Origin of the sequence: Streptomyces sp. NPDC057565, from assembly GCF_042801455.1 — a bacterium.
GTDB classification, from domain to species: domain Bacteria; phylum Actinomycetota; class Actinomycetes; order Streptomycetales; family Streptomycetaceae; genus Streptomyces; species Streptomyces yanii.
Genome location: NZ_JBHVFU010000003.1, coordinates 446,169 through 460,515, shown reverse-complemented (window position 1 = coordinate 460,515; position 14,347 = coordinate 446,169). Strand labels below are relative to the sequence as shown.

Sequence of the window (14,347 nt, the reverse complement as noted above, 5' to 3'; positions counted from 1 at the left end):
CACTGTGACCCTCGCGCTGGACACGTAGTTCCCGGCGGAGTCCTTGGTTCCGGACACTGTCGCGGAGGTGTCGGGCGGCGTGGTGTCCTTCGGCGGCTCGGGTGCCACGACAGTGAAGTCGACCGACTTCACCGACGAGGTGTTGCCCGCCTTGTCCGTCGCCCGGTAGCTCAGCGTGTGCCGACCCACGGCGTCGACGTCAACGGGCGCCGTGTAGTTGCGATAGGACGCACCGTCGAGCGAATACTCGATTCCGGCCACACCGGACTCCGCGTCCGAAGCGGTCAGCGCCACGCTCGCGCTGCCGATGTAGTTCCCGGCGGAGTCCTTCGTCCCCGACACCGTCGCCGACGTGTCCGGCGCAGTGGTGTCGTCGCCGGGCGCGGCGGTGACAATGAGCTCACCCGTCATCATCTGGTGGCCCGGCATCGCGCAGAAGTAGCGGTAGACGCCAGGCGTGAGGGTGACTTCGACCGTGTGCTTGCCTCCCTCGGAGTCGAAGGGGCTCGCCAGGATGTTGAGGCTGACATCGTTGTTGTAGTCGGTGTTCGAAGAGTCGAACGTCAAGGTGTGCGTCAACCCCGTCGTGTTGCCGGTCGCCGCACTGCTCTCGAACACAATGGTCGCCTTGCCCGCCACCGCGGTGGTGGGGGCTGACGTGTACTTCGTGTAATCGTCGCCGGCCGTCCAGGTGAGCACCTGGGTCGCTGCGGTCTTCTCCGCGTGATTCACCGCCGCGTACGCGGCCGGAACGGCCAATGCGAAAGCTGTGAAGACAACGGCCATCAGCGCCATCAGCATCGGATGCTCGCCGAATCGGTCACGTAGCGCGGATCTTGAGAGGGGCGGATCCGTCTGGGCATGGAGCAGTCTTCTGAACACCGCTGCACCTTCCGGGAATTCGCTTGTGCGGCACCGCGCAGGACTCGCGATCCCGCCGGGTGGACGATCAGCCGCCGGGATGAGCGCGTTCGAGACGCGAGTACTGCGCTCACCGGACCGGCGCCCTGGACGGAACGGGGCGAGTGCCGCGCTTCGGTTGATCGCCCGCGCGCGACGACGGCGGGGGGCGCCGTCAGTCATGCACAGGCGGCATCCGCCCCTGTCGCTGCGAGGCCGCTGGTACCGCGAACCCTAGGGCGGGGTTCACGCAACCTCTTTCAATGCGGCAACGAGGGGAAGCTAGCGGGTCTTTTGACTATCCGCCAAGACCTATGACGAGAATCCAACCAACTTTGACCTGAGTCTGGAAAAACTGGATGCGTGCTCGCTACGGTGTCCAGGTCCCGAGGCGAATCCCCTTCGCCCAGCCGATCCGATCCCGGCCGTAGCCGGCACATCGAGCCAAGCCGGACCGCTTCCACCGGGGTCCGGCCAAGTCGGACCGTCCCCACCGGAGTTCGGTCCGGCGACCGCCCCGCCTGTCACGCGGGGCCGAACGCCCGGCGCACCACCGCGTACCGCCGTGACGGGACAGCTGCCGTCGGCGGCGACTCACACCACGACGACGAAAGCCTTCGGGCACCTTCGCGTATCGAGGATTTGGAGAGCGATGACCGACTCAGGCGCAGGCACGAGACATCTCTTCTCCCGGCGAGCGTTCGCCACCGGCGCGGCCGCCGCGGCGGTCGTGCCCACGGTGCTCGGCACCTCCGCCGCCGCCCCGAAGGACAAACCCGGTGAAGGAAACGGTCAAGGAAACGACAAGGGCACCGTCCGTGAGTTGACGCTGTACATGGAGAACCTGCCGAACGGGCAAATGGGCTACGGCCTGGAGCCCGGCAAGGCGTCGATTCCCGGCCCGCTCATCGAGCTGACCGAGGGCGACACGATGCGCATCGAGGTCGTCAATAACCTGAACGTCGCCGCGAGTCTGCACGTGCACGGTGTGGACTACGACGTCGCCAGCGACGGCACCAAGATGAATGACAGCGTTGTCGAGCCGGGCGGCAGACGGACCTACGTCTGGCGCACCCACGCCCCGGGGCCGAATCGCGACGGGACGTGGGAGGCCGGCAGCGCCGGCTACTGGCACTACCACGATCACAACGTGGGCACCGAACACGGCACGGGCGGCCTCAAGAAGGGCCTGTACGGCCCCGTGATCGTGCGCCGCAAGGGCGACGTGCTGCCCGACAAGCAGTTCACGGTCGTGTTCAACGACATGACGATCAACAACAAGGCCCACCACGACACCCCCACCTTCACGGCCGTCCGCGGCGAGCGGGTGGAGTTCATCGTCATCACCCACGGGGATTTCTTCCACACCTTCCATGTGCACGGCCACCGCTGGGCGGACAACCGCACCGGGATCCTGCAGGGTCCGCAGGACGTGAGCCGGGTCATCGACACCAAGACCGTCGGCCCCGCGGACTCCTTCGGGTTCCAGGTGATCGCGGGTGCCCGGGTCGGCGCAGGTGCCTGGATGTACCACTGCCACGTCCAGAGCCACGCGGACATGGGCATGGCCGGGATCTTCCTCGTGACCGAGGCCGACGGCTCGGTCCCCGGCGGCATGCCCCACCACTAGAAGGCAGCGGCGGGGTCCTGATACGGGCTCCGCCCCCGAAGCCACGCCCGTCAGGCCTGCCTGACGGCCTGACGGGCGTGTACCAACCTGCCGCCGGTCGGTCCTCGCCAGCCAGGACCGGAGGCGAACCTGGCCTCCCTGCTCCGGCACCCTGTCCTTCCCGGGCAGAGCGACCGCCCATTGAAAGCCGTCGCGCCCGGCGCATGCCGGGCGGGGCACCTGCGGCAGCCCTCGCTCCATCCCCTGATCACTCTTCCGTTTCCGGATCGAGTCAAGGAGCACACATGGGCAAGAGAGACCGGTTCGCACTGTCGAGACGAAGCGGATCACCGCCGTCGCGTCCTGCGCGGACCTCTCGTCACGCGTGGCCCTGGCGCCGCGCGGTCGTTCTGCTGTCCAGCGCCGCACTGACCGTGGGGCTGTCCACGCTGCCTTCCGTGCAGGCACAGGCGCAGCCGCCCGTCGAAAGCGCCGGCCAGGACCAGGGCGCCGCCACCGAAACCCAGGTGAACGTCCTGGTCTTCCACGGACCGGCCGCCAAGCAGGACGACCCGGTCAACAAGGCCACGGCGGCGATCGAGAACCTCGGCGAGAAGAACGGGTTCAAGGTCGTCGAGTCCGAGGACGCGAGGGTGTTCAACACCGCCGACCTCGCCAAGTACCGAGGGGTGGTGTTCCTGTCGGCCGACGGCGTGACGCTCAACGCCGAGCAGGAAGCCGCGTTCCAGTCGTACATCAACAACGGCGGCGGCTTCGTCGGCGTCCACGACGCCGCCCGGGCCCAGTCCGACTCCTCCTGGTTCACCGGGCTGATCGGCACCCGCCCGGCCCTGGGCCTCCCCGACCCCGAGAAGGTCGTCGAGAGCGCGGCCAACGGGGAGAACCCGCCGAACGAGACCAAGGACAAGCTGTTCGACGGGAAGAACGACACCAAGTGGCTGGCCCGTACGCCGACCGGCTGGGTCACCATGAAGCTGGACAAGCCCGTCGCGGTGGTCAACTACGCGTTGACCTCCGCCAACGACTCCTCGGGACGGGACCCGAAGGACTGGAAGCTGCAGGGCTCGGAGGACGGCGAGACCTGGAAGACCCTGGACACCCGGACCGGCGAGACCTTCTCGTCGCGGTTCCAGACCAGGCAGTTCCAGTTCACCAACAGCACGGCCTACCAGCACTACCGGCTGGACATCACTGCCAACAGCGGTGAGCCGCTGACCCAGCTGGCCGAGCTGCGGCTCTTCAGCGCCAAGCCGACGCCCCCGCAGGACTCCAAGGTCCAGGAGTCCGTCGTTAATGTGACGGACCGTCAGCATCCTGCCAACAAGGGGCTTCCGCTCAACTGGACCCGCTCCGACCAGTGGATCAACTGGGACCCCAACCCGATCGGCAAGGTCCACACCATTGCCCAGGTCGAGGAGGGGAGGTACAAGCCGGGGCTCAGCGCCAACGGCCCGTTCCACCCGATCTCGTGGTGCCGGGACTACGAGGGCGGCCGGTCCTTCTACACCGGCATGGGCCGCACCGAGGAGAGCTACACCACCGACACGAAGTTCCAGAGCCACCTCCTCGGCGCCATCCAGTGGACCACCGGCATGGTCCGCGGCGACTGCCAGGCGACCATCGCGTCCAACTACAAGACCGAGCGGCTGACCGCCCAGAACCAGGCGGGGAAGCTCGACCAGATCGGTGAGCCGCACGGCCTCACCATGGCCCCCGACGGCAAGGCCTTCTACATCGGCAAGGCCGCCTGCCCGTCCGGCCCGATCAGTTCCTGGAACGACCCCAAGGTCGGCCTGGGCTGCGGCACCATCCACCAGTGGGACTCCAAGACCAAGCAGGTCAAGCTGCTCACCACACTCGATGTGATGGGCAACCGGGGCAGCGGTGACGAACTGGTCAAGAACGAGGAAGGCCTCGTCGGTATCACGCTCGACCCGAAGTTCGAGAAGAACGGGTGGATCTACATCTACTGGATGCCGCACGACTCGATCGACCGCGACAAGCGGATCGGTCAGCGGACGGTCTCCCGGCTCACCTACGACTTCGCGAACGAGTCCATCGACCAGTCCACCCGCAAGGATCTGCTGCACTGGGACACCCAGATCCACAGCTGCTGCCACGCCGGCGGCGGGATGTCGTTCGACAAGGACGGCAACCTCTACATCGGCTCCGGTGACAGCAACTCCTCCGGCGGGTCCAGCGGCTACTCCGGGAACAACTGGACCCAGGACTACAAGGGTGTCTCCTTCCAGGACGCCCGCCGCACCGCCGGTAACACCAACGACCTCAACGGCAAGATCATCCGCATCCACCCCGAGGCCGACGGCACCTACACCATCCCCAAGGGCAACCTCTTCGCGCCGGGCACGGCCAAGACCCGTCCTGAGATCTATGTGATGGGTGTCCGCAACATCGCTCGGCTCTCCGTCGACCCGGTGCACAACTGGCTGAACGCCGGCTGGGTCGGGCCGGACGCGGGAACGCCGAGTCCCGAGCTGGGCCCGGCCAAGTACGAGACGGCCACGATCATCACCTCCGCGGGCAACCAGGGCTGGCCGTACTGCATGGGCAACCGGCAGCCGTACCGTGACCGCAGCAACACCGACGCCAGCGTCCTCACCGGCTGGTACGACTGCGACAACCTCAAGAACGAGTCGCCGCGCAACACCGGCCTGGTGGACATCCCGCCGGCCCGCGACAACATGATCTGGTACTCACCCCAGGGCGGCGGCCCCGTCTTCCCCAAGCGCTCCGACGGCAGCGGTCTCCCGAGCTACGTCGACAGCGAGGCCACCTACACCCAGCCGTACCTCAAGGGCGGCGGCCAGGCCATCATGTCCGGTCCGACCTACCACCGCTCCCAGGTGGACACCAAGAGCGGTGTCGCCTGGCCGGCGTACTGGGAGGACAAGTGGTTCATCGGAGACGAGTCCAACTCCAACAACCGGGTCGCGGTGACCGTCGACCCCGACAAGGTCAAGGACGCGGGCGCGCCGGCCTTCGGCGAGGACCTGCGCAGCATCATCGCGCCCGGCAGCGGCTCCACCCAGCTGCAGAGCTGGATGGACGCCAAGTTCGGTCCCGACGGTGCGCTGTACATGCTCGACTACGCGGGCGGTTTCTTCAGCCTGCACTCCAACCAGAAGCTCATCCGCATCACCTACCAGGGTGGCCCGGCCACCCCGAAGCCGCAGGACGCCGGGGCGCGCGTCATCACCCAGAGCAAGCCCAAGACGGTGGCGTTCTCCGGTGCCAAGGTCGGCGGTGTGGCCTGGGAGTGGGACTTCGGTGACGGCAGCGCGCCGTCGCACGAGGCCAACCCCACGCACACCTACGCCGACTACGGCACGTACCACGCGAAGCTGACGGTCACCTACGCCGACGGCGAGAAGGCCACCGCGACGTTCGACGCCAAGGCCGGCTGCCCCGCGCCCGACGCCCGTCCGACCGTCAAGCTGCTCGACACCGACACCGGCGTGGCCAACCACCGCGCGGGCGGCGACTGCACCGTCAACGACCTGATCGACGACGAGGCGTCCTGGCCGAACCACGGCGAGTTCGTCAGCCACGTCAACAGCGTGGTCAACAACCTCCGCAAGGAGGACGTCCTCGACAACCGCGAGTCGGCGGCGATCAGCAAGGCGGCGGCGCAGAGCGATATCGGCAAGGTCGCCGGATACCGGCCCCTCTTCGACGGGACCGCGGCGAGCCTCGCCGACTGGCGGCAGGCCGGCCCCGGGAAGTTCTCCCTCCAGCCCGACGGCACCATCCGCAGCTCGGGCGGCCTGGGCATGCTGTGGTACGCCAAGCAGGAGCTCGGAGACTTCTCGGTCAGGCTCCAGTTCCGGGACATGGCTCCGGGTAACGGCAACGCCAACAGCGGTGTCTTCATCCGGTTCCCGGACCCGCGGACGCCGCTGGCCGACCGCCCGGCCGGTAGTTGCGGGACGGTCGGTTCGGCTCGCACCGCCCCCGAGTGGCTCGCGATCTACTGCGGTCAGGAGATCCAGATCTACGACGGGGCCACGGGCGAGGTCCAGAAGACCGGCTCGGTGTACAACTTCAAGCCGGTGGGCCTGGACAAGGCGGGGGTGACTCCGAAGGGCCAGTGGAACGACTACGAGATCCGCGCGGTCGGGCAGCACTACACGATCATCCGCAACGGCGTGGTGATCAACGAGTTCGACAACACGCCCGGCAAGTCGTCGTCCCGGGCGGGTGACCCGCCCACGGACCTGCGTCAGTTCCTCAGCGGGTACGTGGGGTTGCAGAACCACAGCAACAACGACCAGATCGATTTCCGCAACATCCGGGTGCGGAACCTGTAATCGCGAGCGGTCGACCCGAAGCGTGACTCCGGGGGAGGTCTACCCCCTCGGATACTCGCTGTAACGGCACGGAAGCGAGGGCCGCGGCCTTGAGGTCGCGGCCCTCGCTGCGTGTTCGTACCTGACTGATGTTCGTCAGGGCTTCGTGGAGTGGGTGATCTCCGTGAACGTCACCGGCTCAGGACGTGATGGAGGCCCGGAAGTGGTAACGGCCTGGTGCACTCTCCCTCGTGCACCGGGTCGTAAGTGCTGCCACAGCAATGACGGCCCCGAGCCCGCGGGGCCCGGGGCGCGCGGGCTCGGCCCGCCGTACGGCGCAGGGTGCAGAGGATCAGCTCTCGGAGGGTGCGTCGCCGGTCGGGGGGTCACCGGCAATCCGCTCATGGTGCCTGATCACTTCGGCGATGATGAAGTTCAGGAGCTTCTCGGCGAAGGCGGGGTCGAGCTTCGCGTTCTCGGCGAGGCGGCGCAGACGGGCGATCTGTTCGGTTTCGCGGGTCGGGTCGGCCGGGGGCAGTTTGTGGTTCGCCTTGAGGTGGCCGACCTGCTGGGTGCACTTGAAGCGCTCGGCGAGCATGTGGACAACAGCAGCGTCGATGTTGTCGATGCTCTCGCGGAGCCGGTTCAGTTCCGCGCGTACGGACTCGTCGATGTCGCTCGTGGTCATGGTCGTCGAGCTTAGACGCCCGGGGTCCACGCGGTGATCGTCGGTGGGTGTTCGGGGTCGGGGACCTGGTCGCTCCAGCCGCCGGGAACGGCGCGGCCCTGTTGTTCACGGAAGCGGACGGGGGCGGTGCCGACGCGGCGGGCGAAGAGGCGGGAGAAGTAGGCGGGGTCGTCATAGCCGACGCGGCGGGCGACCGCGGCGACCGGCAGGTCGGTTGCGGCGAGGAGTTCTTTGGCTCGGCCGAGGCGGATGCCGAGGAGGTAGTCCTTGGGACTGCAGCCGGCGCCGCGGCGTACGGCGGTGCGCAGTTCGGCGGGGGTCATGCTGTGGCGGGCCGCGTGTTCGGCGACGGAGAGGGGCTGGAATGCGTCGCGGGCGAGCGCCTGCAGGACGGGGTCGCCGTCGGGGCTGACGTCGGCACGGGCGCGGCGCAGGGCGACGAGGAGTTCGTGGACGGCGGCGCCGGTCTCGACTTCGAGAAGGGGATTGCCGCGTCTGGCGGCGCGCACCATGCGGCTGACGGCGGCGCGTGCTCCTGCGGTGTCGGCGAGGGGGACGAGGGGGCGGTCGGGTTCGATGTAGCCGAGTTCGGTGTACGTGGTGGTGGCGGGGCCGGTGAAGTCGACGAAGGCTTCGTCCCAGCCGGTGCCGGGGTCGGCGCCGTAGTGGTGCGGGGTGCCGGGGGTGAGCCAGATGAGGCTGGGGGCGGTGACGGGTATGCGGCGGCCGTCGGAGCCGCTGAACCAGCCGCTGCCGGAGTTGATGACGACGGCGACGTGGTGGTCGAGGGTGCGGGGACCGACGGTGGGCAGGGCGCCGTGTTGCAGGCCGACGCCCAGGCAGACGAGGCCGAGGCGGTGGTGGAGCGGGCTGGGCGTGAAGAATCGCATCCAGGTGTGGTACGTCGGCATCGGCTTTCCTTCCTCCGCTCGGCTCGGCCGGGCTCGACTCCGCCGGGCTCACTTCGGCTCGGCCGGCCGCGGTGATCTGCGCATTGTGTCCAAACAGCAGTGATCTTTGTCCATGGACCGGCTGCACGCCAGGGGGCGAGGGTGGATGGAACATTCCTCCCGGGTTCGCCCGCTCCGTGGTGCGTGCCGTTGTGCGGCCCCGGGGTGCGCTGACCCGGGGGTGGGACCGGCGCAACAGGAGAGTACGAGCACGATGGCTGATTTCACCGTGGGGGACGACCACTTCCGGCTCGACGGGAAGCCCGTACGCCTGCTGTCGGGGGCCCTGCACTATTTCCGGGTGCACGAGGCGCAGTGGGATCATCGGCTGTCGATGCTGCGGGCGATGGGCCTGAACTGTGTGGAGACGTACGTTCCGTGGAATCTGCATGAGCCGGAGCCCGGGGTGTTCCGGGAGGTGGCTGCGCTCGGCCGGTTCCTGGATGCGGCGCACCGGGCGGGGCTGTGGGCGATCGTGCGCCCGGGTCCGTACATCTGTGCCGAGTGGGAGAACGGCGGCTTGCCCGCGTGGGTGACGGGCCGGTTCGGACGGCGGGTGCGGACGCGGGACGCCGGGTATCTGGAGGCGGTCGAGCGGTGGTTCGCCGAGTTGTTGCCGCAGGTGGTGGAGCGGCAGATCGACCGCGGCGGCCCGGTGGTCATGGTTCAGGTGGAGAACGAGTACGGGAGCTACGGCACCGATCAGGTCTATCTGGGGCGGCTGGCGGAGGTGCTGCGCGGGCACGGGGTGAGTGTGCCGCTGTTCACGTCGGACGGGCCGGAGGACCACATGCTGACCGGTGGTTCCGTGCCGGGGGTGCTGGCGACGGTGAATTTCGGCTCGGGGGCGCGTGAGGCGTTCGAGGTGCTGCGCCGGCATCAGCCGGAGGGTCCGCTGATGTGCATGGAGTTCTGGTGCGGCTGGTTCGAGCACTGGGGTGCCGCGCCGGTGGTACGGGATCCGGCGGAGTCCGCGGAGGCCCTGCGGGAGATCCTGGAGTGCGGGGCGTCGGTGAATGTCTACATGGCGCACGGGGGGACGAATTTTGCGGGCTGGGCGGGGGCGAACCGCTCGGGTCCGGTGCAGGACCAGGATCTTCAGCCGACGGTGACGTCGTACGACTACGATGCGCCGATCGACGAGTACGGGCGGCCGACCGAGAAGTTCTGGCTGTTCCGGAAGGTCCTGGCGGAGTTCGCGGACGGTCCGCTTCCGGAGCTGCCGCCGGAGCCGTCCGGGCTTGCGGAGCCGGTGCGGGCGGAGCTGACCGGGTGGGCGCCGCTGTCCGTGGTGCTGGAGGTGCTGGGCGACGCGGAGCGGGCGGAGTCCGGTGTGCCGCCGACGTTCGAGGAGCTGGGCGTGGACCGGGGGCTGGTGCGGTACGAGGTCGCCGTTCCGGGTTTGCGACGCCCGTATGCGCTGGGTGTGACCGGGCTCCGGGACCGGGCGGTGGTGTATGTGAACGGGGTTCGGGAGGGCGTGCTCAGCGGCGAGAACGCCACCCTCGACGAGCCGGTGGCCGGGCCCGCGTGGGTCGAGCTGTGGGTGGAGTCGCTGGGCCGGGTCAATTACGGGCCGCGGCTGGGTGAGCCGAAGGGCATCACGGGCGGCATCCGGCACGAGCGGCAGTATCTGCACGGGGTGAGCGCGCGGGCGCTTCGGCTGGCATCCTTCGAGGAGCCGGGTGCGGTGGACGCGGTGCCGTTCGGGGCTGTCGCCGAGAGAGGTCGTGCCGGGCTGTACCGGGGTTGGTTCGAGTCGGCGGTTTCGGCGGGCGCGGGTCTTCCGGATCACGCGGGGCTCGAACTGCCGGGCTGGACACGCGGGTTCGTCTGGGTTAACGGTTTCTGTCTGGGCCGGTACTGGTCGGCGGGCCCGCAGCGGACGCTGTATGTACCGGGTCCGGTGCTGCGGGAGGGCGTCAACGAGGTGTGGGTGCTGGAGGTGGAGGGCGCCGGGGATCCGTGGGTGGAGCTGGGTCCGGGTGTGCCCGTCCGGGCGGGCACACCCGGGGGTGCTCAGGGCTGATGCGGTGGGGCCGGTCGATGGAATGCATGGGCCGGATTGTCGGGAAGCGCTCGCAGTCCTCACAAGGTCCGCATTCCGGCGGAGACCGCGAGCGGTGTACGGGGCCGTCCTCGCCGCCGTTGCGCGCGCATCCGCTTACAGTGGAAGCCGGTTGAGCATCACGGATGGGGGGTGCGGACGTGCCGGACGGCAGCCCGGTGGTGCATGGCTTCCCTCATCTGGACATCGTCCGGTCCGCGATCACGGCGCTGTACCGGAGGCTGTCGTACGACGGTGTGCTCAGGTACGCCCCGAGCCTGCTGCCCGCCGACGCGGCCTTCTCCGACCAGGACGATCTGCATCTGGGGGCGCAGCGCGTGGCGCGGGCGATGGTCCGGCATCTGCATCTGCCGGATGCCCGCATGATCGTCGGGTTCCGGGCGATGGAGCATGCGGGGAGTGTCGAACTCGCGGCGGGGCCCGAGTACTTCATCGAGCTGAACGATCGCTTCCGCACGCATCGCAGGGACATCGGTGCCGCGCTGTCGCACGAGGTGATGCATGTGTTGTTGCACCGGCTGGGTCTGGAGTTCCCCGGTACGCAGGACAACGAGATCCTGACCGACACGGCGGCGGCGTATCTGGGGGCGGGCTGGCTGCTGCTCGACGCGTTCCGGGAGGACGCCGCCTCCAGTCAGAAGCTCGGCTATCTCACCCCGGAGGAGTTCGGGTACGTGCTGGCCAAGCGGGCGTTGGTGTTCGACGAGGATCCGTCGCCGTGGTTCACGAGTCCGCAGGCGTATACGGCCTATGTGAAGGGGCGGGCGCTGGCGCTGCGGGACGCGCAGCAGCCTCCGCTGGCGGCGGCGGGCTGGGCCGGCCGGCACCGTTACGCGAAGGACCGGCGGTACGCCCAGGACCATGCGGGGGCCGCCGCGACCCCCGGGGTCCCGTACCGGTTCGAGGGGGGTTCGGGGGGTTGGCGGGTCTCGTTCGCCTGCCCGACCTGCCACCAGCGCATCCGGGTACCGGTCCGCGGCCGGGTGCGGGCGCGGTGCGGGTTGTGCCGCACCGTACTGGACTGCAATACCTGAGCCCGTCGGGGCCCTCCGTCGTAGAGTCGATGGGTGGCAGAAGACCCGGTGACGGACACACGGAACCTGTTCGAGGCCGTGCACGAGGGTGAGGACGCCGTCGTGCGGCTGCTGCGCGCGGGGGCTCCCGCCGAGGCGGTCGACGAGGACGGTACGACGGCGCTCTATCTGGCGGCGGTGTCGGACCGGCCGGGTGTGGTGCGGCTGCTGCTGGCGGCGGGCGCCGATCCGGACCGGGCGTGCGGGCCCGAGGCCGGCGATCTGCCGATCTGCGGGGCGGTGTGCGGCGGGCACACGGAGGTCGTCGAGGCGCTGCTGGCGGCCGGGGCACAGCCCGATCTGCGGGAGCAGTTCGGGTTCACGGCGCTGCGATGGGCGGTGGGTCTGGGTCATGCGCGGATCGCGGAGACGCTGCTCGCCCATGGTGCGGACCCCGACCTGCCGGGACCGGGGCCGGGGCATGAACCGCCGCTGGTGTTCGCGGTACGGCGCGGGTCTCTGGAGACCGTGCGGGCGCTGCTGCGGTACGGGGCAGGTGCGCGGGCCGGGGCGCTGGAGGAGGCGCTGCGGGAGGCGCAAGGGATGCTTGCGCTGGATGTGGAGCAGGAGATGCGGCGCGCGCTCCGGGAGATGTACGGGGACGGGCCGGGGATGGTGGTGCGCCGCACGGCGGTGGACGGCGGGGAGACGGTGACCGTCGAACTGGTGCGGGACGGGGAGCCGTTCGCGGGGCAGGAGCAGCAGACGGGGCACGGTGCGATCGCCACGGTCCTGGAGGGGGAGCTGGGTCTGCGGACGCCGTACGCGGAGCTGGCGGCGCGGGCGCTGCGCGGCGGGAACCCGGAACTGGACAACTGGCACGAGGCGGTCGAGGTGCTGTGGCGGCGGGGCGACGAGGAGACGTTCCAGGCGGGCGCCGCGTGGTGCGCGAGCGACGGTGAGCCGTTGCGGCGGGCGTTCGGTGCGGATGTGCTGGCCCAACTCGGTTTCCGCACCGGGTCGAAGCCTTTTGCCGCCCGTTCGGTTCCGCTGCTGCGGGAGATGGCGCGGGAGGCGGCGGATACGGAGCTGATCCGGTCGGCGGTGCTGGGGCTGGGGCACCATGGCGATCCGGTGGCCCTGCCGGAGGTGCTGCTGCATGCGCGGAATCCGGAGCGGGTGGTGCGCCGTGCGGTGACACTGGCGCTGTTCGACCTGGTCTCCGGTGGCCATGCGGAGGGGGTCGCGGCCCTGGTGGGGCTGAGCCGGGACACCGATGCGGAGGTGCGGGACTGGGCGACGACGGCGCTGGCCACGCTGGACGCGGACACACCGGCGCTCCGCGCAGCGCTGGTGGAGCGGCTGGACGACGCGGATCCTGACACGGTCGCGGAGGCGGCACAGGGCCTGGCCCGCCGTCAGGACCCGCGGGCGGTACCGGTGTTGGAGCGATTGCTGCGGGAGTCGGAGCCGGACGGTTATGCGCGGTCGGTGGCGGTCGACGCGGCGGCGTACATGACGGACGGCCCGGTCAGGGAGCGTCTGGAACAGCTGTGTCCGCGCCTGCCGTGAGCGGCGCGGTGACGAGCGGGCAGCGGGTGCCCGAGTAGATGGTCGGCATGCACTTGTTGCAGTGGATGCACAGGGAACGCGCTCCGGCGTCCTCGGCCATCCGGTTGACCAGATCCGGCTCGCGCAGCAGCGCCCGGGCCATGGCCACGTACTCGAACCCTTCCGCCATGGCCCGCGTGACGGTTTCGCGGCGGCTGATGCCGCCGAGGAGGATCAGCGGGAGGCTGAGCTCCGCCCTGAACTGGCGGGCACAGGGCAGCAGGAACGCCTCCTCGTACGAGTAGGCGCGCAGGAATCTGCCGCCGGCGAGCCGTACACCGAGGCGCATCGGCTGTGGGAAGACCGCGGCGAACTCGGCGAGCGGTGCGTCGCCCCGGAAGAGGTACATGGGGTTCAGCAGGGAGCTTCCCGCAGTCAGTTCAAGGGCGTCGACTGTGCCGTCGCCCTGGAGCCAGCGGGCGACCTGGAGGCTCTCGTCGAGCCAGAAGCCGCCGGGTACGCCGTCGTCCATGTTGAGTTTGGCGGTGATGGCGATCCGGTCGCCGACCTCGTCGCGGACGGCGCGGGCGATGCCGAGGGCCACTTTGGCCCGGTTGGCGAGGCTTCCTCCGTAGGCGTCGTCGCGGCGGTTGAGGCGGCGGCTGAGGAATGAGCTGGCGAGGTAGTTGTGGCCGAAGTGCAGTTCGACGGCGTCGAATCCGGACTCGACGGCGAGGCGGGCGGCGGTGGCGTGTGCGCGGGTCACCCGGTCGATGTCGACGGGCGTCGCCGCTTTCGTCATCCGCATGCCGAGCGGGCTGAGGAAGCGGCAAGGCGCCAGGGCAGGGAGCCGGTTGGAGCGGGCGTCGGCGACCGGGCCGGCGTGTCCGAGCTGTGCGCTGACGGCGGCGCCCTCGTCGTGGACCGCGTCGGTGAGGCGGCGCAGCCCGGGCAGGGCTTCGCGGCGCATCCAGATCTGGCGTCGTTCGGTGCGGCCTTCGGGGGCGACGGCGCAGTACGCGAGGGTGGTCATGCCGACGCCGCCCGCGGCGGGTCTGCGGTGGTAGGCGATCAGGGCGTCGGTGACGAGGCCCTGGGGTGTGACGCCTTCGAAGGTGGCGGACTTGATGATGCGGTTGCGGAGGGTGAGGGGGCCGAGGGAGGCGGGGGCGAAGGGATCGGGGGCGAGGCGGTCGTGGGTGTGCATCTCGGTCTCCGTTTCCGGGGGTGGGATGGGTTC

9 protein-coding genes are annotated in these 14,347 nt (G+C 69.6%); 5 read left to right on the top strand and 4 right to left on the bottom strand.

The features are described 5' to 3' along the window. A partial coding sequence (locus ACFU8W_RS09315) for an OmpL47-type beta-barrel domain-containing protein (protein WP_384034304.1) occupies positions 1–801 on the bottom strand: 801 nt, incomplete at its 3' end. 751 nt (positions 802–1,552) lie between these two features. Here ACFU8W_RS09315 and ACFU8W_RS09310 point away from each other — a divergent pair. Together ACFU8W_RS09310 and ACFU8W_RS09305 are read left to right on the top strand one after the other, a co-directional pair. Further along, positions 1,553–2,530 (top strand): multicopper oxidase domain-containing protein, encoded by a 978-nt coding sequence (locus ACFU8W_RS09310; RefSeq protein ID WP_345514668.1) that lies wholly within the window; start codon positions 1,553–1,555, stop codon positions 2,528–2,530. A gap of 437 nt (positions 2,531–2,967) precedes the next feature. Continuing rightward, positions 2,968–6,858, top strand: a complete 3,891-nt coding sequence (locus tag ACFU8W_RS09305) for a ThuA domain-containing protein (RefSeq protein WP_384033934.1) — start codon at positions 2,968–2,970, stop codon at positions 6,856–6,858. A 331-nt stretch (positions 6,859–7,189) separates the two neighbouring features. On the opposite strand, the gene ACFU8W_RS09300 is transcribed toward ACFU8W_RS09305, so the two are convergent. After that, entirely contained in the window at positions 7,190–7,525 is a 336-nt protein-coding gene (locus tag ACFU8W_RS09300; protein WP_384033931.1) for a chorismate mutase, read from the bottom strand. An 11-nt stretch (positions 7,526–7,536) separates the two neighbouring features. Continuing rightward, positions 7,537–8,436, bottom strand: a complete 900-nt coding sequence (locus ACFU8W_RS09295; protein ID WP_345514664.1) for an AraC family transcriptional regulator — start codon at positions 8,434–8,436, stop codon at positions 7,537–7,539. Positions 8,437–8,689: 253 nt separating this feature from the next. Here ACFU8W_RS09295 and ACFU8W_RS09290 point away from each other — a divergent pair, with 253 nt between their 5' ends. From ACFU8W_RS09290 to ACFU8W_RS09280, 3 genes are all read left to right on the top strand, one after another. Further along, a complete protein-coding gene (locus tag ACFU8W_RS09290; protein ID WP_384033927.1) occupies positions 8,690–10,504 on the top strand; it encodes a beta-galactosidase family protein in 1,815 nt (604 codons plus the stop codon). A 164-nt stretch (positions 10,505–10,668) separates the two neighbouring features. Beyond that, positions 10,669–11,577, top strand: coding sequence for a hypothetical protein (locus ACFU8W_RS09285; protein ID WP_345514662.1), 909 nt, complete (start codon positions 10,669–10,671; stop codon positions 11,575–11,577). Positions 11,578–11,625: 48 nt separating this feature from the next. Further along, positions 11,626–13,128 (top strand): ankyrin repeat domain-containing protein, encoded by a 1,503-nt coding sequence (locus ACFU8W_RS09280; RefSeq protein ID WP_384033924.1) that lies wholly within the window; start codon positions 11,626–11,628, stop codon positions 13,126–13,128. On the opposite strand, the gene ACFU8W_RS09275 is transcribed toward ACFU8W_RS09280, so the two are convergent. Then, positions 13,088–14,314, bottom strand: a complete 1,227-nt coding sequence (locus ACFU8W_RS09275; protein WP_384033921.1) for an NADH:flavin oxidoreductase — start codon at positions 14,312–14,314, stop codon at positions 13,088–13,090. The two genes, ACFU8W_RS09280 and ACFU8W_RS09275, sit on opposite strands and share 41 nt — an antisense overlap. Between the last annotated feature and the right edge of the window lie 33 nt (positions 14,315–14,347).

Bases quoted from the DNA above. Each gene is read 5' to 3' on its own strand.
- ACFU8W_RS09295 (WP_345514664.1), bottom strand. From the start codon at position 8,436: ATGCCGACGTACCACACCTGGATGCGATTCTTCACGCCCAGCCCGCTC.
- ACFU8W_RS09290 (WP_384033927.1), top strand. From the start codon at position 8,690: ATGGCTGATTTCACCGTGGGGGACGACCACTTCCGGCTCGACGGGAAG.
- ACFU8W_RS09275 (WP_384033921.1), bottom strand. From the start codon at position 14,314: ATGCACACCCACGACCGCCTCGCCCCCGATCCCTTCGCCCCCGCCTCC.
- ACFU8W_RS09285 (WP_345514662.1), top strand. From the start codon at position 10,669: ATGGGGGGTGCGGACGTGCCGGACGGCAGCCCGGTGGTGCATGGCTTC.
- ACFU8W_RS09310 (WP_345514668.1), top strand. From the start codon at position 1,553: ATGACCGACTCAGGCGCAGGCACGAGACATCTCTTCTCCCGGCGAGCG.
- ACFU8W_RS09300 (WP_384033931.1), bottom strand. From the start codon at position 7,525: ATGACCACGAGCGACATCGACGAGTCCGTACGCGCGGAACTGAACCGG.